Consider the following 19,522-nt stretch of genomic DNA (forward strand, 5'->3'; position numbering starts at 1 on the left):
AATCCTCGAAATCGATTTGCTCGCAGTAATCAACGATCACAGCGGCCCCGACGTCGCCGACGAATTTTAGAAAGATTGGAATCCCGGCAACTGCTGGCGGTTCTGGCGGGCGAGGTTTTCCAGGACGATAACGGCGATGGTATCCACGACGCGGCCGAAGTCGCTGTGCCCAATGTTCGCGTTTACGTCGATGCGAACGACAACAGCCAATTCGATGCGACGGAAGTCGCGGTACAAACCGATGCTCTGGGGCAATACCAATTCGACAACCTTGCTGCGGGGACGCACTCGATTCGGATCGACTCGGGCAACGTACGGCAAACCAGCCCGGGTGCCTATTTCGGCACCACGTTTTCCAACACGCCACTGGGAACGACTCAGCTGTATCAGATGAGCGACAACGGCGACGTGTTTTTGCTCGGGGCTCCACAATCGACGTCGATGCGAGCGTTGATCCGCACCAATGACGGCGAGTTCTATGGAGCGGGATTCCAAGGCGGTGCCGGCTTCTATCGCATTGACCCGCAAACCGGCAGCGAAACGTTGATCTCGCCCGCGGGGTCGGCCGGTTCCGCCGGACTTGCCTACGACCCTTTGACCGACACGATCTACACGCTGTCGCTTACCTCGGGGTCCACCAGCATTCGCACGCTGCATACACTGGACCGCGTCAATGGTACGCTGACCGAGGTTTCGACCAGCGGTCTTGATTTGCCGGGCGGCGTAAGCGATTTGACCTTCGACACCGTCAATCGCCGCGTGGTCGGCTTTGACAACGCAAATGATCGATTCCTGGCGTTTGATCTCAGTGGCACTGGACAACTGTTTGCCACGGCGCAGCAACCGATTGACAGTTTCTCGTTGGCTTTCAACGGGACCGAGTTTGTCATGTTTGACAATGCCGATGCCAACAAGCAGGCGGTGTTGATCGTCAATCCCGATACCGGCGCGGTTTCCAGTGGCTTTAATGCCTCCACCACGCTTGGGTCCGAAGCGTTGATGTATTCCCGGGGAGGCAACATTGCTCACCGCGTGAATTTGGCGGCAGCCGACAGTGTTTCGGGATTTGACTTCGGTCTCGCTCCGCCGCCGCCACCACCACCGGCAGGCACGATCGAAGGCCAAGTGTGGTTTGATGCCAACGAAAATGGGATTCAAGAAACCAGTGAGGACAATTTAGGTGGCATCGAGATCTACATTGATGCAAACAACAATGGCCAATTCGATCTAGGTGAACTCACACAAACCACCGACGATGTCGGGCGTTATGCGTTCACAGATATTCCGGTCGGCGAATACGCGATTCGCCAAGTGATTCCGCGTGGTTTTTACCAATCGTCGCCGAACGCGTACTTTGGCACCGCGTATCCGGCCAACAGCGACAAGACTCAACTATTTGAGATGTCCTTGGATGGGACCGTCCATCGAATTGGGACCCCATCGACTCGGTCGATCTACGGTTTGATTCGGACCAACGACGGCACGTTCTACGGGTCTAATTTTGTCACCGATTCGATCTATACAATCGACCCGATTACCGGCCAAGAGCGGCTGGTCGCGGCGTTGGCCAACCAGATTGCCGCTGGGCTTGCCTACGATGCATCGAGCGACACGATCTACACGGTCACTCGCAGCGTGACCGCCCCGAGTGAACAGCAACTCGCCATTTTTGATCGCACCAACGGCGTGTTGGTCCCGGTCGGCAACTCGCTTGCCGGACTGGGAAACGTCAGCGATTTGACCTTCGACTCGGTCAAGAATCGCATTGTGGGATTCGATAATACAAACGATCGTTTCTTTGCATTCGATTTGCTCGGCAATGGTCAACTGCTTGGCACCACCTCACGAGCGCTTGACAGTTTTTCGTTGTCGTTCAACGGCACTCAATTTGTGATGTTCGATCAAAGCAGCGCAGGGCAACGTGCCGCCGTGTTTGTCAATCCCGACACCGGGCAAGTCACTGCTGGTTTCTCGGCATCCGAAGCGGTGCCGTCCGAGGCGTTGTTCTACTCGCGACTTGGCGATGTTGCCCATCGTGTCACGGTCACCGATCGCGCCGCAATCACCGCTGATTTCGCGTTGACCAACGCGATCATCGGCGTGACGGTGACCGAAACCGATTTCGAAACGGTGTTTTCATCGTCGGTCCGGCGTGACGAATTTCTGGTCACACTGGACACGCGGCCTGCGACCGATGTGGTGATCAACATCACCACCAACCCGCTGCAGCTATCGCCGGTCACGCCCAGCTTGGTGTTTACGCCTGATAATTGGCAAACCCCGCAAACGGTCGCACTGGATTTGGTCGATTCCGCTCCGCTGGGGGCGACCGATATCGTGATCTCGGTCGATGCGACGCTTTCGGATCCCGCTTGGGTCAATTTGCCTGCGTCAACCATTACGGCTCGGATCGAGCCCGAGGTCCGCCCTGGCGAATTGGTGATCAACGAATTCTATGGCGGCACGAATCCCTACATCGAGTTACGAGGCCCCAAGGGGGGCCGAATTGGTGACAACACCTACTTTGTGATTGTCCAAGAGGATTTCTTGGATGAGGGTGAAGTGGCTCAAGTTTTCGATCTGAGCAATCAGCCGCTCGGTGACAACGGTTTCCTCACGATTATCACGTCAGGCAATAACTACGACATCGATCCTGATTCGGCGGTGTTGCAATCGACTACAACCAATTTTTCGGGACTGCCCGGAGGGATTCACACCAGTGACTCGGCTGCATTTTCATCAATCGGCGGCTGGACATACATGCTGGTCCAAAGCGACGTCGCTCCGACGATCGCGGATGATATCGATTTAAACGACGATGGCTTCATTGATGATGACGGTGTCGCGGCCGGGTGGAGAACATTTGACTCGATTTCGATCCACAATTTTGTCGGCGGCCCCGACCTTGCTTACGGAAATATCGTGTTTGTGGACCGAGGTGTGGGGACCTCGCGAATCACCACACGACCAGGTGTTCCCATTGTGTTCAGCAGTGGCGCTGGATACGCAGGCCGAATTGGCGATTCGATTGGCAGCGAAATTGACGACTGGGTTTCAGGCCCAACCCAAGGCTCTTCAACCAACCTAAGCCTCGTCTCGGGCTTCTTTGGCCCTCCGTCGCCGGTGCAGTTCCAAGGTTTGCCACTTGACCATCTGGGCACCAGCAACTTTGTCGGCGGGGTTCGCGGAACCTTGTTCGAAACTCCTCCGCAAGGCGATGGTCCGTCACGCGATCCGGTCCCTGCGGCGGGCTTGACCGTATTTGCCGATACCAACCAAAACGGCACGCTTGATGTATTAACCCATGTCGTTGAACCCGATGACTTGATCACGCGTGATCCGATCACTGGGGTCGTGACCGAAAAGAATCTGCTGCACGCGGCCCCTGGTGTTTCGATCAGCGAAGTGACTTTTGGCGACAACTTTGACGACAACGTAACCTCGGAAAACCAATACAATTTCCCGATTACGCTACAAAACCGTATTTTTGCTCGCGGTGGGATTGATTGGTTCACCAGCAGCAGCCGTCTTCGTTTCGATTTCTTTCGCCCTGCTTCCGCCATCGCCATTGATGCAATTGCAAACGATTCGTCCTTGAGCGTGACGTACGGCCGGCTCGAAGCCTACAACGCGGCAGGACAGTTACTTGGTTTCGTCCGCAGCGACCGGCTGATCAGCAGCGCGCGGCAGACGATTTCGTTATCGTTCCCGACCGAAGAGATTGCCTACGCACTTGCTTACAGCGATAACTTCCAAGGCGGCACCTCCTTTGGACGTTTCGACCGTTTCGTCTACACCCAAAGCGAACCGTTTGACGTGACCGATGAAAACGGGGTTTACGAGATCACCAATCTGTTCCCCGGCTCTTACGACGTCACGGTCGCCGGCACTTCGGGAACCACACCGTTGGTCGGCGCGGCGCCCAAACCGATCGAAGTGACTCGGTACGAGAACTTTGAATTCATCGATGACGTCCGTGGCAATTCTGCGCCAACGGTGCAAAACGAAACCCGATTCACCATCCAAGAGGACATCGCATCCGGAGAAGTCTTCGGTACGATCGTCGCCAGCGACATCGATGGCCAGGAACTTCGATATTCGCTTCTGAACAACACCAATGCCAACGGCGAGGACATTGGTGTGGTCATTCACCCGTTGACCGGCGAGCTGAGCTTTGCCGCGGGGGCTCACCCCGATTTTGAAACCAACCCCGAAGTCCGCTTCAGCGTCTTGGTCACCGATTCGTTAAACGCATCGGCGATCACACGTGTGGTGTTGACCGTTGAGGATGTCAACGAACCACCGGTCGTGAATCGCGAACCACTGTTGATCCCCGAAGGCTCGACCCCAGGCGAGGAGGTCGGTGTGATCGAAGCGGTCGAACCGGACACGGCACGCAATCAAACGTTGACGTTTACGGTTACCGGAGGCACCGCCGCATCGATCCTTGACGTGCATCCCACCACCGGAGTCGTCCGGCTCAAAGACTCGGCAGTACTCGACTTTGAAACCGCCAGTGTGCTGACGTTGGATCTCGAGGTCAGTGACAGCGCGGTCCCACCCGCGGTGACGACCTTCACCAAGCAGATTGTCATCGAGGACGAAAACGACGCCCCGCAGCTTCGCACCACGTCGCTTTCGATTCCAGAAAACACGACAGGCCAAATCGCGAGGTTGCTTGTCAACGATTCGGACATTGGCCAAACGCACCGATTCGAAATCACGGGTGGATCGGGATCAGGGTTGTTCCGGTTGACTCGCGGTGGCGAACTGTTTGTGCTCGAATCGACGAAACTCGATTTCGAGACGAATCCCAGCTACACGCTCGATATCCTTGTCGCCGACAACGGCACTCCGCCGCTGTCGACACGAACCACGATGAATATCGAGATCACCGACACCAACGAATCGGCCACGCTGAACCTCAATAGCGTGGACCTGCCTGAGGACGCCGAAGCGAACGCACTGGTAACCGTTTTGTCGGTGGTCGATCCCGAAGGGGCTGCCGAGATTCACGAGATCGCGATGGTTCCTTCGGATGCTGCGGCGAACTTTGTGTTTGATCCCGCAAGTGGCGAACTGCGTGTCGCGGAAAATGCGAACCTCGACTACGAAACGCGGCGAGTGCTGGAAGTGCAATTCGATATCACCGACACCAGTGGCGAAAGCGCAACGCTTCGTCAAACGCTTCGAGTCCGAGTTTTGGACCGCAATGATGCCCCGGTGATTCTGACGAATCAGTTCAATGTTTCCGAAGCGGCCCAACCAGGCGACGAGGTCGCTGTGATTCGTTTCAGTGACGCCGACCGAGGCGATTCTGTCACGCTGTCGATCAGCGGCGGAACCGCGGAGGGATTGTTTGTCATTAACCCTAATACCGGGACCCTAAGCGTAGCGGCGGGTGCTGAATTTGACGCCGAAACCACGCCCGATCTGACACTCGAAATTCGTGCCGTCGACACCCAAGGCGGCGTGCAGACCAAGACCATCGAGGTGCATGTCAATAACGTCAATGAGCCTCCGGTATTCACGACCACGCTGAATATTCCCAACGCCGAAAGCGGTAAACGGTTCCACTTCCAATTGCCTCCTGATTTTGTCTCGGATCCCGAGGGAGGTTCGTTCACGGTCACCGTATTCGACAACGATGGATTCCTGCCACCTTGGTTGCGATTCGATGCGGCCACGCAAACCTTTAGCGGAACTCCATCGCCGGCGATGGTGGGAAGTTACCCGCTTACGATCCGCGCTTTCGAAGCCGGTTTGATTAACTTGTTCAGCACGTTCTCGTTCACCATCGACGTCGGATTGGGACAAACGCCGTTTAACAAACAAGCTGATCCACTGGATGTGGACGACAACGGCAATGTCACCACCAATGACGCGCTTCGCGTTATCAACTTTATCAATCTCAACGGTACCGGCCCGATCACCACGATCCCAAGTTCGTTCAACGGTTTTGTCGATGTCAACGGCGACAACTTCGTTACCGCGTTGGATGCGCTGCTAGTGATCAATGGACTAAAACTGCGAACGGCTTCGGCTCAACCCGAATTCATCGCATCGCCATCGGTGGCGGCCCAAGGTGAGTTTGATGATCGAGACAAGGCGAACGATTTGGCGCTGGTGGATCTGTTGTCCGAATCGACGCTGTTCTGATCAAGCCCCCTGTTTCTGCTACGATCACCACGATTACGATACCCGTGATTGACGGGGATCGAACGTGGAAGAGGGAATGGAAACTGAGGACTTAGCGACGAACGCTTCCAAATCGTTGGATTTGGAAGCAATCGACCCACGCGAAGTGCTGCGTGAACGTTTCCAACTTCGCTCGTTTCGACGTGGGCAACGGGCGGTCATTCAGCGGCTGCTGCAAGGCCGCAGCGTGGCGGCGGTGTTTCCCACCGGCGGCGGCAAAAGTCTGTGCTATCAATTACCAAGCCTGCTGTTTCCTGGCATCACGGTGGTGGTATCACCGCTGATCGCGTTGATGAAGGACCAGTGTGATTCGCTGGAAAAACGAGGGATTGGCGCGATTCGGCTCGATTCGACACAAACGCCAACCGAGTTTCGTGATTGCATGCGACGCATCCGCGACGGGCATTTCAAATTGTTGTACGTCGCCCCCGAGCGTTTTTTCAACGAGCAATTCATTGCGTCGTTATCCACGCTCGACATCTCGCTATTTGCCATCGACGAGGCGCACTGCATCAGCCAATGGGGGCACAATTTTCGCCCCGACTATCTGAAATTGGCGGATTTGACGCGGCGATTTTCGGCGCAACGCGTGCTCGCGTTGACCGCCACCGCAACGCCGACGGTCTTGGCCGATATCCGCAAAGCGTTCGGGATCGCCCGCAAGGATGCGATTCGAACGCCGTTCCACCGCCGGAACCTGCATTTGCGAAGCATCGTTTTGAGCAGCCAAGAGCAATACCCCCATCTGCGTTCGCAGATCGCTTCGCGGCCCGCCGGCGCCACGTTGGTCTATGTCACCACCCAACGCGCCGCCGAAGACATCGCTCAGCGGCTTTGCGATGACGGCATCACCGCCACCGCCTACCACGCCGGCATGGAGATCAACCGGCGAATGGAGGTGCAACATGCGTTTCAAAAGTCGAAGAAGGACGTGGTGGTTGCCACAATCGCGTTCGGGATGGGCATCGACAAGTCGAACATTCGCTACGTCTATCACTTCCATCCGCCCAAATCGCTAGAGGCCTACGCGCAAGAGATCGGGCGTGCCGGCCGCGATGGAAAAGAATCACTGTGTGAATTGATCCTCGTCCCCGAGGACCGAGTGACGATCGATAACTTTGTCTACGGCGATACGCCTTCGCGATCCGGCGTGCGGCAAATGATCGAGCTGCTGCGAGGCAATCGCGACGAATTCTTTGTCTCACAATATCGCTTGTCCGCCGAGTCTGACATTCGAATTTCAGTCGTCCGTACGTTGCTGACGTACTTAGAACTGGATGGCTATTTACAAGCGACGTCACCTCGCTATGAAAAGTACAAGATCCATCCGATTCTCGATTTCAAATCGATCTTGAAACAGGTTGATGCTCCGCAGCGGCCCTTCATTTCCGCGGTGTTGTCGCAATTAACCAAAGGCCGAACATGGTTCTTGTTAAATGTCACCTTGGCGGCCGATCGCTTGCAAACCGATCGCAAATCGATTGTATCGGCAATCCAGTGGATGGCCGAACAAGGTTGGATCGAGGTCAAAGCCAGCGATCTGGTTCACGGTTACCGATGGATCAAAGAGCCCAAGAATGCGAAGCGGCTAGCCGACAAATTGACCGAGCAAATGGTGCAGCGTGAAACCAGCGAGGTGAACCGGCTTGACGCAGTGTTGCAATTGGCTGCTGCGAGGTCCTGCCAAGCCGCGACGTTGGCGGCCCACTTTGGCGACGAGATGAAACAGGATTGCGGCCACTGCAGCTATTGTCTTGGCGAAGGACCGTTTGAGATCCCGCAGCCATCCTCGCGATCGCTGGGCGGTTCGGCCGCGAGGATCGTTGACGAGATGATCGCTAAATATCCAGACCGCATGGTCACCGCACGACAACGAGCAAAATTCTTGTGCGGGCTATCGACTCCTGCGATGATTCGGTCACGGATGACGCGTGAACCGCATTTTGGAGTCTGTAGCGAAATGCCATTTGCCGACGTGTTGCAAGCGGTGGGCGGCGAACCGGACTAGCGACGCGGCGGTTCGACCAATTGGCGATGGATCTGCTGGGCGATGGATGTTGGATCAAGCGGTTCGCCGACTTCGACCGTGCGAATTTCGGCAAACGACCGGAACCATGTTTCTTGGCGCCGCGCCATTTGACGCGTGTGGGCGGCGATCTCTTGTTTTGTCGTCTCCAGGTCGCCGTGCTGCGACAAACACTCGAGCAGCTCGCGATAGCCGACCGCCTGGGCTGCGGTGCGAGAGAGTTCTCCGTATTTTTCGATCAAACCAGCGACTTCGTCCACCAAACCACTGGCGAACATCTGCTCGACCCGGCGGTTGATCCGGTCGTGCAACTGTTTACGATCCCAGCCCAACCGGAACACGTTGCAGTCGGATGCGTCACGCACCTGATCAAATTGAAGCTGTCGATGGCTCAGCGGTTGCCCGGTATGGTAAGCCACTTCGAGTGCGCGGATCATTCGCCGCACGTCTCCCGGATCAATGCGATGGGCGGCCAACGGGTCCACTTGCTGCAACCGTTTTCGCAGCGCTGCAACTCCAAATCGCTCGACGTCTTCGGCGACCGATTGGCGAAACGCCTCGTCGGCGGGCGGGCCTGGATCGAATCCTCGTAGCACGCCTTTGAGGAACATCGGAGTGCCTCCGACAAAGATCGCAGGCTTCCCCTCGGCCGCGAGCCGGTCGACGATCGCGTGGGCGGACTGCAAGTAGCAAGCCACGCTGAACTCATCCGAGGGATCGACCAAATCAATCAGGTGATGCGGCACCGTCTCGCGATCTTCACGCGTCGGTTTCGCGCTGCCGATGTCCATGTCGCGGTACACGGCCACCGAATCGAGCGACAACACTTCGCCGCCGGTGATCCGAGCCAATTGAATCGCGACCGAACTTTTGCCTGATGCCGTGGGTCCGGTGATCACGATGGCACGATCAACCAGCGGAGGGAACGTGGACGGTTGCGATTGTACGTTCGTCCGCTCAGTCATTTTGCCACAAGCATTGGATCACGAGGCCAGCCTAATCTCATGTTGCTAAGGGGCATCCACGGTGTGTGTGCCCTGGGTCCATTATAAACCGATGTCAAACCGGTTGCGAAATCACGGGACCAATCACGGGACCAATCACGGGACCAATCACGGGACCACCGCCCAGTGCATCACTCAGGCTTGACCCTTGAGGTAGTGGACGAGGCAACGAGTCCCCCTGAGCTGACGAATGAACGGACTCGTTGCCTCGTCCACTATCCTTCGCTGTTTCGTCTTGGATGTCGCTTAGACTTGGACTTCGAAGATGGCTTCGATTTCCACGGCGATTCCACCAGGCAATGCGTTAGTCCCCAGGGCGCTTCGCGCGGCCACGCCGGCGTCTTCGCCGAACACGTCGCGGAACAGTTCGCTACAACCGTTGATCACCGCAGGCTGCTTGTCGAACCCATCGGTACAGCGAACCAATCCGAGCAATTTGACCAACCGAGTGACCTTATCAAGGCTACCCAGATGAGTTTTCAGGGTTGCCAACATACCCAGCCCGGTCAAACGAGCTGCGTCGTAACCGGCTTCGACATCCATATCCAACCCGAGCCGTCCGGTGATCAACGATTTGTTGGGCTTCAGCGGTCCATGTCCTGACAAATAGGCCATGTTTCCTGCGATCACGATTGGCTTGTAGACACCAACAGGTTTGGGAGGTGTGGGCAGTTCGATTCCGAGTTCTTTTAGTTTTACTTCGGCACTCATCTGATTGAAAACTCCGGGTGTTGGTTCGGGAAGGGGCTGGATCGAAAGATGGATTGGGAATGGCGAATCGACATGACGTCGTTCAAATAGCAAAGCGTACCCGGTTCGCGTACGCTTTCCAACGCGTCTGCGGCTCGCATTTTCAAGAAGGCTTTTTTCCGTAAACCGAGTCGGGGTCGACCAGACGCTCGTCAGCGACCACCGCGGTCCCGTCAGCCGCGACCGTGCGAAAGAAACAGCTTTGGAAACCTTCGTGACACGCTGCCCCCTTCTGCTGCACTTTCAAAAGGATCGTATCGGCGTCGCAATCCACGCGAATTTCGACAACCCGTTGCTGGTGACCGCTGGTTTCGCCTTTTCGCCACAGTTGATTGCGACTGCGGCTGAAATAGACCGCGCAGCCCGTTTGCAGCGTTTCCTGCCAAGCTTCTTCATTCATCCATGCCATCATCAACACACGATTGCTGGCAGCGTCTTGGGCGATCGCCGGCAACAGCCCGTTGGCACCACGGCTGAAATCGGGAATCACAGAATCGTCGGTGGACATGGCGAATCGGTATCGTTTTTAAAAAAAGGCGTAAGCGGTGAGCCGTTTGACAAAATAGCCAGTCGGCATGAGGCAGCAAAGACAATGGGCATTATAGAGCGAACCCGCAGCAGCGGAACGACTGGAAAATTCGGATTAATGCCCGCTCACTTGTATTCCGCTGCAGTGGGCTGCCGAAAATCACTAGGACAGCGGAAGCCAGGATCGACATTGTCGGCGACCACCCCGTCACCCCCCAGCGGTAAAGGGGCCTCAACGGCGTGAGCCGTCGACGGTGATTCAGTGCCTAGTGCAGTCGCTCGATCGTGTCAGGTCGCAATCTTGCGGATTGCCAATTCGCTGGCAGCCAATTCGTTGGCGGTGGCTTTCCCCGCACACCGATTTACAGGACCGGAGTTTGATGCATCATGCCTACCCCCTCCAAGCTATCCGTCGTCCTTGTGGTCCGCGATGGTGAAAATCGGATCGTCACCCGAGTCGAACACGTGATCGCTGGATTAGCGAAACTAACGTGTGAAGTGGTGGAGATTGTGGTTGTCGATGATGGCAGCCGCGATGCGACCCCCGAGGTGCTCGACAAATTGCAACGGGCATGCCCGATCGTCCGCGTGGTGCGTCATTGTCGGCCGCGTGGCTTGGAAGCGGCCGGGCAAACCGGACTCGAACGAGCCACGGGCGAATTGGTGTTCATCCAGGAATCCGATGCATCGATTCGCATCGAGGACATGCAGCGATTGTTGGAACTGAGCGAAGATCACTCGGTTGTTGCAGCACGGGCCGAGAGCAAGTCGGAACCGATCGCAGCCGAGTTGCTGCGTCGTCTGCGAGCTTGGGGAACGTCGGCAGACCTGCAGATGGAAAACGCAGCGGATGCCAGCGAAACGTCCTGCCTGCAAATGGTCCGCCGCCCTCATTTGCAGCGGCTGGCGGGCCCGAGCGGAGACCGAATTCGGCTCGAGGGCGAAACGCTACGGACCGCTTCGCTGGTCCATTGAACCGCCATCCGCTAGGCCAAGGCCATCTACTTTGGCCCCAACCGAGTGGCTTTTGTTGCGTAGCGAAATGCTTATCTGATTATTTGCCCAAACCTAATTCGTTCAGCTCGCTGGCCCACGATTCCCAATCGTCTGCGGCGGTCTCGAAATTCGCCTGCATCCACCGCACCGGTGTCTCAGGCAACACCCGTGGCGGAAATTTGCTGTCGCGAAACAGGGGCAATTGGCTGCTGTCGCCCATCGCCAAGCGATCTTCGGTTTCGGGGCGAACCAAATAATCCGCAAGCATTCCGGCGGCGACCGCGTGCGGCGCGTTCTTTAGCACCGCGATCGTATTGGGGATTCGCAGCGTCCCAGGCTGGTCCGAGGCTTGATCGGGATAAACGATTGCCACCGAGCGGCCCAAGTCGCGTTCGATCACCGCATCATCGGTATCGGTTAACCCCCAAGCGACCGTGCCTGCCGAGACGGCTTGGGCAACTTGCTTATTGCCCGAAACGATCACTGCATTGTCACGAATTTGAGTCAACTGCTCGAGCGTCGCTTCACGCCCCTGAATTTCACGCAGCACCGCAAAATGGGTTGCCGTGGTGCCGAACAACGGCCGGGCCATCGCACATCGCCCCTTCCATTTTGGGTCGGCCAGATCGGCAACCGAATCAGGATACTCACTCGGATCTTTGATCTGATCGGTGTTCACCAGCAACACTCGAGCCCGAGCGGCGAATCCACACCACGTCCCATCGCTGGCGATCATGTCCGAGGGCCACTGGGAATCGACATTCCAAGATCGTTTCTCGAGCAGCCCTAACTTCTGCAGTCGCACGGTATGCATGATTTCATTGTTCCAAAACAAATCACACACCGGCGCGTCTTTCTCGGCAATGATCCGGCTGACCAGCCCCACCGTCTTGGTGGACTCGACATCGAACTTGCGAATCACCGTGGTCTCGTGATCCGTCGAACGCTCGAACGCATCCAAGATTGGGGCGGCAAACTCTTCATCAAGTGCCGAATAAACCACCACATCGCTTTCGGCGCGTTGGACACAACCGCTCGCCCCCAGCAGTGCTGAACAAAGAACCAGAAACGAAGTAAACTGAGCGTATGAATGGAACACTATTTCAAATCGGGTTGGCGGTAGGGGTGCTTTTCAGCGGGATGGCTGACGCCACCGGCGCAGACGACTTTCGTAAAGCGAGAGGTCAACATATCGAAATCACCTCGGATGTCGCGTCCGAATCCGAGATCGACCAATGGGTCCGATCGTTTGATACGGCGGTTGACCAATGGCGTGCGTTTTGGGGACTGCCCGAACACGCCCTCGATTCATGGAGTGTGAAGGCGTTTGTGATGCAAGACAAGACGCCTTTCTTGCGTGCAGGTCTGATCGATCCTCGAGTTCCCGATTTCAATCAGGGTTATGCGTTAGGGAATTCGCTGTGGATCATGAAACAGCCAAGCGATTACTACACCCGGCATCTGCTGCTGCACGAGGGGGTCCACGCGTTGGCTGCTGAACAATTTGGCGGGGCCGGCCCTTCGTGGTTCATGGAAGGAACGGCGGAATTACTCTCCACGCACTCCGGTTCCGGCGCGACCACCCAAATCAACCAGCTTCCCGTGGACCGCGAATCGGTTCCTTATTGGGGGCGGCTGAAATTGATCCGACAACGACGCGAAGAAGGCAGCATCCCCACACTCGAAACGGTGATGCGATACCCCGTCAATTTAAACGGCGACGCCGAGCGTTACGGTTGGTGCTGGGCGGCCGCGATGTTGTTGTCCGAGTACGATGAATATCGTGACGTGTTTATCGCCGCGGCACGCAGCGGCCGCGACAGCAGCACCCATTTCACTCGCCAAATCTACCAGCGACTGCTGCCCCAGTGGCCTGCGGTGATCGCCCGTTGGCGATTGATGTGTCACGAATTGGACTACGGATTCGATTGGGAACGTGAACGCGTCGAGTTGGCAGTGGATGATCCGCAATGGAACGGACAACCGATTTTGCAGGACATCGCTGCCGCCAAAGGTTGGCAATCACTCGGTGTCCGCGTTCCCGCCGGAACTCGTTTCAACATTTCAGCCCAAGGGCGATGCGTGATCGCAAAACGCGACAAAGACTGGCAAAGCGAAGCCAACGGGGTCACGATCCAATACGTCAACGGACGCCCGCTTGGACAGCTACTCGCTTGCTTGGTGCCGCTTCGACAGACAAGCCAACCCCGCTGCGATCCGCTCGAAGTCGTTCCGGTCAACGACGCCATCGAACTGCAAACCACGGTTGAAAGCTGGATCGTGCTACAAATCAACGATGACGTGGCCCAGCGAAGCGACAATTCGGGCAGCTACTCCATCAAGCTTTCTGCGGCGAACTAACCAACCTGACCGGGGCCATGCGAATCCTTGCAACGACCCGATCAGGGTGGCGGCGAATAGGTATTTGGCGTGAACGATGTTTTCAGCGAGCACTATGTTCGAGTGAGAACCGAGATGCTTTAGCGAGAACCGAGATGCGTCTCGCCGCCCCTTATCGCATCTCGATCAATCGAGTTAAGCGGGTCAATTCAAAAATGCTACGCAGATTTTCGTCGGCATTTTCGAGCACCAATTTCCGGCCACCTTTGCGGACCAGCAATTGCAAGCGGATCAGCTCGGACAGCTCTTGGCTGGTGATTCGCTCGACCTGAGAAAGATCGACCAGGATTTCTTCGCCGCCCCCCTCTTCCGCCAACTGTCCTGCGACAACGAGCCAATGGACTCGAATTTCCGCACTCGCGGTCGATCGGTGTTGTTGATCCAGTCCGACATTCATTGGTTTCAATCCCGCTTGAATGGGTGAGAAGTGCGACCCGCCATTTCAAAGCATCCCGCATGCCGCTAGGGACAATTCCGACCAGAACGTGAACAACAGCCCACCACCTTCCTGTAACACTAAATAAAGGCACTGAACCAACCACTAAGTTTATCCTTCGGTTTTACGAATACCGCTATCGTGCCTAGGAACGGGGCACACAAGCCTAGATAGCGGGCAAGCAGGGAGATTCCGAGCATTTACAATAAAAGTAACTCGGTTCCGACAGGCGAACACAACACCCCCAAACGGGCCGCAAACCTACACGTTTAGGTCCAGAACGGCGGATCGCAGTGCGAAACTAACCTCCACTACAGCGAGGCCCTGCCAAAACCGCGTTCGGCGGGCAGGTAAGGCGTTTGGGCGGTCAAGAAAAAACTTATCGTGTGCTTTTTGCCTTGCCTTGCTATAATAAAACTCCTACCTGAAATCCCCCCACCCTCAACTTCCACGCACTGAGCTCGGGAAAAACTCCCGTCCCCTGGAACCTGTCCCCCTAGTTCGGTTTGCGATGGCATGAAGTTTGTTGATCTCCACCCTGTTGTTGACTGACCGGTCGTCGTATCCCTGGTTTTCGTCGCATCCCTGGTTTTAGGTGATCACACCCCTGACTTTGCAAACGGACACTGCGGTCGACCTCGCTTGCACTACCAGCGATCAATCCGGTGTCTCCCATACCCGCAACCAACCCCACATTCCCCCCTCTCTGCCCATCACCGTGACTGCTTCCTCTACGATCTGCCGCCTTGTCGTTGCCGCCCTGTGGGGCGTGGTTGGGTATTGCGCTAACGCATCGGCCGCCGAGTCGGCTGATGCGGTGGCATCGCATGGAGCTCGCATTTACGCAGCACAGTGTGCCGGGTGCCACGGCAGCGAGGGTCAGGGTGTCGAGTCAGAATATGCCGCCGCGTTGACCGGCGATTCTTCGATCGGCCAATTGACCGAAATCATCTCGGAAACCATGCCCGAGGACGATCCCGAGTTATGCCAAGGAGAAGATGCCGAGGCGGTTGCGAAGTACATTTTCGAAACCTTCTATAGCGAAGCGGCGCGATTGCGGAACCGCCCGCCTGAAACCACCTTGTCGCGTCTGACGGGCGACCAATTGCGTCAGAGTTTGGCCGACGTGTATGCACGGATTTCCGGCGGCAGTTGGCAGCACGAGGAACGAGGAATCCGCGGCACTTACTTTGACACCCCCAACTGGAAAAACGAGGCCAAGAAGATTGAGCGAACCGATGCGGTTCTCGATTTCGATTTCGGTCACGAAGGTCCAGGCGAAGGGATCGACCCGGCCGAGTATTACATTCATTGGGCCGGTTCGCTGATGGCCGACCGTAGTGGCGAATATGAAATCGTGCTGCGAAGCACTTGCTCATGCAAACTGTACCTCGGCAGCCCGGATCGTATTTTCATCGACAACCATGTGCAATCCGCTGGCCGCACCGAGTTCCGCAAACGGATCCATTTGACCGCCGGTCGCGGCTACCCCATCAAACTCGATTACACCCAGCGTAAACGCAAAACGGAACAACCGCCTGCGTCGGTGTCACTGTCTTGGGTCCCGCCTGGCGGAGTCGAAACCGTCATTCCCCAGCGGCAGCTGATCTCGGCAAGCTTTCCAGCGGCGTTTTCGCTGCAAACCAAGTTGCCACCGGATGACCGCAGTTACGGCTACGAACGAGGCACAGAAATCAGTCGCATCTGGGACGATTCGACGACACAAGCGGCCGTCGAGTTCTCGAAACTTGTCGCCGAAGAACTTTGGCCTCACTACGAGCGAAAGAACCGAAAGAAGCCGAACGAGAATCGCGCTCGTCTGAGAAGTTTTCTCGAGGAAATCGTCAGTACGGCCTTTCGTGGTCCGCTCGACGATGTCACCCGCAAGGTCTACATCGACAAACAGCTTGATGCGACTGACGATGATGCTGAAGCGATTCGCCGCGTGATGTTGCTGTCACTGAAATCACCTCGCTTTCTGTACCCCTTGCTCGATTCCAATCGGTCACCTTCTCAACGGGCGGCGAACCGTTTGGCATTAGTGCTATTCGATTCGCTTCCGGCAGATGAATGGCTACTGAAACAGATCCAAAAGAATGAACTCGAGGATTCTCGAGCGATCGAGCAAGCCGCATGGAAGATGGTCAACGACTACCGCACCCAAGCCAAGACTCGCGACTTTCTAACGCATTGGTTTGAAGTCGCCGACAGCGATGACATCAGCAAAGACGAAGCAAAACATCCAGGTTTTAACGAAGCGGTCCTCAGCGACCTGCGTGCTTCGTTTCATGCCATGATCGACGAAATTGTGTGGAGCGAGACAAGCGATTACCGACAACTGTTTCAAGCGGACTGGGCCTACACGACCCCGCGAATTGCCGCGGTCTACGGCGACGCATGGAAGCCCAAAAGTGCCATCACCGACGCGGCCGACGACCAAGCCAAAGGGCACGAAACGAACCCGCTTGTGCCCAGCGCCGGTGTCCCCGATTCGCATCTTGGACTACTCAATCACCCGCTTTTGATGAGCAAGTTGGCGTACTACCAAACGACATCGCCGATTCACCGAGGCGTTTTCTTGTACCGCCACTTGTTTGGCCGCGTGCTGCGACCACCGAACGCGGCGTTTTCGCCACTGAACGCGGACCTGCATCCGCAATTAACAACGCGTCAACGAGTCGAACTGCAAACCAATGAAGTGAATTGCCAGGTCTGTCACGAAAAGATCAATGGGCTTGGTTTCACGCTAGAAAACTTTGATGCGATCGGTCGTTTTCGCGAAACCGAGAACGACCGTCCGATCGACGCCAGCGGCAGCTACGAAGATCGCAACGGAAACAAGGTCACGTTCAAGGACGCTCGTGATTTAGCAAACTACTTGGCGAAGAGCGAGGATGCTCACCGCGCTTTCGTGGAAGCCGCATTTGAGTACTTCGTCAAACAACCAATCGGAGCCTACGGCCCGGACAAACTTTCCGAACTGACCGAGCGATTCCGAAACAGCGGCTTTAAAGTCCGAGATTTGATTGTGTGGATCGCCGCGACTGCGGCAACGGAACCTGTAACAAGCAACCAAGAAACCTGAGCAGAATCATGATGAACCCGACTCTATCTCGCCGCGATTTTTTGACCAAGCTAGGTGTCAGCGCTGCGGCGGCCAATTTTCTGTTTATCTTGCCAAGCCTTGGTTGGGCTGCGTCGACCTCGGCTCGGAAGCAACGCATTGTTTTTCTGTTCAGCCCGAACGGGGTGATCCCAGCGCACTTTTGGCCTGAGAAGGAAGGCCGCGATTACGACATCAAACGCATCCTCCAGCCGTTGGCGGGATTCAAGGATCAAATGATGACGCTGCACGGCGTGTGCAACAAGATCCAGGGCGACGGCGACGGTCACATGCGAGGCATCGGATGTCTGTTGACCGGCGTCGAATTGTTTCCCGGTGACATCCAAGGCGGTTCGGACACGCCGGCGGGTTGGTCCCAAGGCATCTCGATCGACCAATACCTGAAAAACCAAATGCAGGCGGTCCCCGAGAAACGAACCCGTTTTGGTTCGCTTGAATTCGGCGTCATGGTTCCAGACCGCGCCGACACTTGGACGCGAATGTCCTATGCCGGGCCGAACCAACCGGTCGCGCCGATCAGCGACCCTTACCAAATGTTCGACAAACTGTACGGACAGAGCAAAAATCGCGAATTGCTGGCCAGCGTGCTGGACGATTTGAGCGAAGATTTTCGCCGGGTGGAAAAGTGGATCAGCAGCGAAGACCGGCGGATCCTCGAAGAACATGTCGCGATGGTCCGTTCGGTGGAAAAGGAACTACAAACTGAACTCGAGCAATCGAAAAAGAACGCTGGCGTTGAGCACGCGATTCCTGAGATGCCCGCGAATGTCGAAACCGAAAACGACAACATGCCGCAAATTGCCAAAATGCAAATCGAACTGCTGGTCAACAGCTTTGCAGCCGATTTCGCCCGCGTGGCGACTTACCAAATCACCAACAGCGTCGGCAATGCAAAGATGCGTTGGTTGGGCATCGACGAAGGCCATCACGGGTTGTCACACGAGCCCGACAAGAACGAAACCGCGTATGAAAAACTGATCAAAATCAACACGTGGTACGCCGAACAAGTCGCCTTCCTGGCCAAACGATTGGCGGAAACTCCGGAACCGGATGGAAGCGGATCGCTGCTGGACAACACCACCATTGTGTGGACCAACGAACTCGGCAAAGGCAACTCGCACACGCGGGACAACATCCCGTTTGTAATGATCGGCGGAGGACTCGGGTTTGATACCGGTCGGTCGCTGAAATTCAATCGCGTACCGCACAACCGATTGCTAATGAGCATCGCCGAAGCAATGGGACATCCCACGGACACCTTTGGCAACCCCGATTACTGCGGCGAGGGCAGTTTGACGGGATTGGTTTAGCCGCTAGCTGACGCAGACCCACATCGCGGCGCCGACCAGCATGGCAAAGCAACATTGCCTTGCTCGCACAAGCAGCGGCTGGCTGACACGGAACCAGCTCGGATCGAGCTGGACGACGCAGGATTGACTTGCCCCGCCGCCGCCCGCCGCCCCAAATCGGCTCCCCCACATCGCGGGCGAGATTTGACGCTTCGGAAACGCCACACACCAAGCGGCAAAAACAATCGACACGACCGCGGTAAAAACACAGGCGAAAACAATCGACTGGCCCTGAAAAGCCACCCCTTCGGCCTGGCTTGCGGAATTCGGCAGCCGCGAACCAGAAGGCAATGCTGAAGCGTCTTGCTGATGTGGCAGAGCGACGGCACTGGATGATGAGGGCTGTTCCGTCGTCGGGGTGACGAACGATGTCCGAGCAATCTTGCCAAGCTCGTTCGGATCGCCTACCTGATGCAGCTCGTCTGCTTGTTGCCGCCCGCTAGCTTGCGATTGTGAGGCATAGAACTGGGCGACTTCGGCTTGCCAGCGGGCGACCGCCGCATCGGCTGAAACCGGGACAATCACCGCAGGAATCGACTGGACCACAACCGGCGCGGTCGTGTTGTCGGCCGATTCCGCTTGTCCGCCGACCGGCATCACTTCCATGGCAAGCACAAACGAGGAAATCCCCACCAAAAGGAGGTCGCGGCCTGCGACACGTCGAACCTTCGTTGTCAGCATTCCAATCTCCAAAGCGTGCCGCCAACCTTC

At 56.4% G+C, this 19,522-nt stretch carries 12 protein-coding genes; 6 read left to right on the plus strand and 6 right to left on the minus strand.

Annotated features, from left to right (window positions below; translation table 11 throughout):
* Positions 1–75: 75 nt before the first annotated feature.
* Together ABEA92_RS29365 and ABEA92_RS29370 are read left to right on the plus strand one after the other, a co-directional pair.
* Positions 76–6,159 carry a cadherin domain-containing protein gene (locus ABEA92_RS29365; protein ID WP_345689096.1) on the plus strand — a complete coding sequence of 2,028 codons (6,084 nt, stop codon included), beginning with the start codon at positions 76–78 and terminating at the stop codon, positions 6,157–6,159.
* Between the two features lie 76 nt (positions 6,160–6,235).
* On the plus strand, positions 6,236–8,206 hold the full coding sequence (locus tag ABEA92_RS29370; RefSeq protein ID WP_345689098.1) for a RecQ family ATP-dependent DNA helicase: 1,971 nt from the start codon (positions 6,236–6,238) through the stop codon (positions 8,204–8,206).
* On the opposite strand, the gene miaA is transcribed toward ABEA92_RS29370, so the two are convergent.
* The 3 genes from miaA to hisI all read right to left on the minus strand — a co-directional run bounded on the left by miaA (position 8,203) and on the right by hisI (position 10,486).
* The gene (gene miaA, locus ABEA92_RS29375) at positions 8,203–9,189 is read right to left on the minus strand and encodes a tRNA (adenosine(37)-N6)-dimethylallyltransferase MiaA (protein WP_345689100.1); all 987 of its coding nucleotides are present in this window, start codon (positions 9,187–9,189) and stop codon (positions 8,203–8,205) included. The two genes, ABEA92_RS29370 and miaA, sit on opposite strands and share 4 nt — an antisense overlap.
* 285 nt (positions 9,190–9,474) lie before the next feature.
* The gene (locus ABEA92_RS29380) at positions 9,475–9,939 is read right to left on the minus strand and encodes a RidA family protein (protein WP_345689102.1); all 465 of its coding nucleotides are present in this window, start codon (positions 9,937–9,939) and stop codon (positions 9,475–9,477) included.
* A gap of 142 nt (positions 9,940–10,081) precedes the next feature.
* On the minus strand, positions 10,082–10,486 hold the full coding sequence (gene hisI / locus ABEA92_RS29385; protein WP_345689104.1) for a phosphoribosyl-AMP cyclohydrolase: 405 nt from the start codon (positions 10,484–10,486) through the stop codon (positions 10,082–10,084).
* Between the two features lie 407 nt (positions 10,487–10,893).
* Between hisI and ABEA92_RS29390 the strand changes: the two genes are divergently transcribed.
* On the plus strand, positions 10,894–11,481 hold the full coding sequence (locus ABEA92_RS29390) for a glycosyltransferase family 2 protein (RefSeq protein ID WP_345689106.1): 588 nt from the start codon (positions 10,894–10,896) through the stop codon (positions 11,479–11,481).
* A 79-nt stretch (positions 11,482–11,560) separates the two neighbouring features.
* Here ABEA92_RS29390 and ABEA92_RS29395 read toward each other — a convergent pair whose 3' ends face one another.
* A complete protein-coding gene (locus tag ABEA92_RS29395) occupies positions 11,561–12,568 on the minus strand; it encodes an extracellular solute-binding protein (RefSeq protein ID WP_345689163.1) in 1,008 nt (335 codons plus the stop codon).
* A 20-nt stretch (positions 12,569–12,588) separates the two neighbouring features.
* Here ABEA92_RS29395 and ABEA92_RS29400 point away from each other — a divergent pair, with 20 nt between their 5' ends.
* Positions 12,589–13,863 (plus strand): hypothetical protein, encoded by a 1,275-nt coding sequence (locus ABEA92_RS29400; protein ID WP_345689108.1) that lies wholly within the window; start codon positions 12,589–12,591, stop codon positions 13,861–13,863.
* Positions 13,864–14,014: 151 nt separating this feature from the next.
* On the opposite strand, the gene ABEA92_RS29405 is transcribed toward ABEA92_RS29400, so the two are convergent.
* Positions 14,015–14,299: an STAS domain-containing protein gene (locus ABEA92_RS29405; RefSeq protein ID WP_345689110.1), complete on the minus strand. Its 285-nt coding sequence runs from the start codon at positions 14,297–14,299 to the stop codon at positions 14,015–14,017.
* A 757-nt stretch (positions 14,300–15,056) separates the two neighbouring features.
* On the opposite strand from ABEA92_RS29405, the gene ABEA92_RS29410 reads away from it, so the two are divergent.
* Both ABEA92_RS29410 and ABEA92_RS29415 read left to right on the plus strand, forming a co-directional pair.
* On the plus strand, positions 15,057–17,423 hold the full coding sequence (locus ABEA92_RS29410; RefSeq protein WP_345689112.1) for a DUF1588 domain-containing protein: 2,367 nt from the start codon (positions 15,057–15,059) through the stop codon (positions 17,421–17,423).
* An 8-nt stretch (positions 17,424–17,431) separates the two neighbouring features.
* Positions 17,432–18,772 carry a DUF1552 domain-containing protein gene (locus ABEA92_RS29415; RefSeq protein WP_345689114.1) on the plus strand — a complete coding sequence of 447 codons (1,341 nt, stop codon included), beginning with the start codon at positions 17,432–17,434 and terminating at the stop codon, positions 18,770–18,772.
* Between the two features lie 3 nt (positions 18,773–18,775).
* Here the strand turns inward: ABEA92_RS29415 and ABEA92_RS29420 are convergent, their stop codons facing one another.
* A complete protein-coding gene (locus ABEA92_RS29420; protein ID WP_345689116.1) occupies positions 18,776–19,492 on the minus strand; it encodes a hypothetical protein in 717 nt (238 codons plus the stop codon).
* Positions 19,493–19,522: the final 30 nt, after the last annotated feature.

Source organism: Novipirellula caenicola (assembly GCF_039545035.1).
GTDB classification, from domain to species: domain Bacteria; phylum Planctomycetota; class Planctomycetia; order Pirellulales; family Pirellulaceae; genus Novipirellula; species Novipirellula caenicola.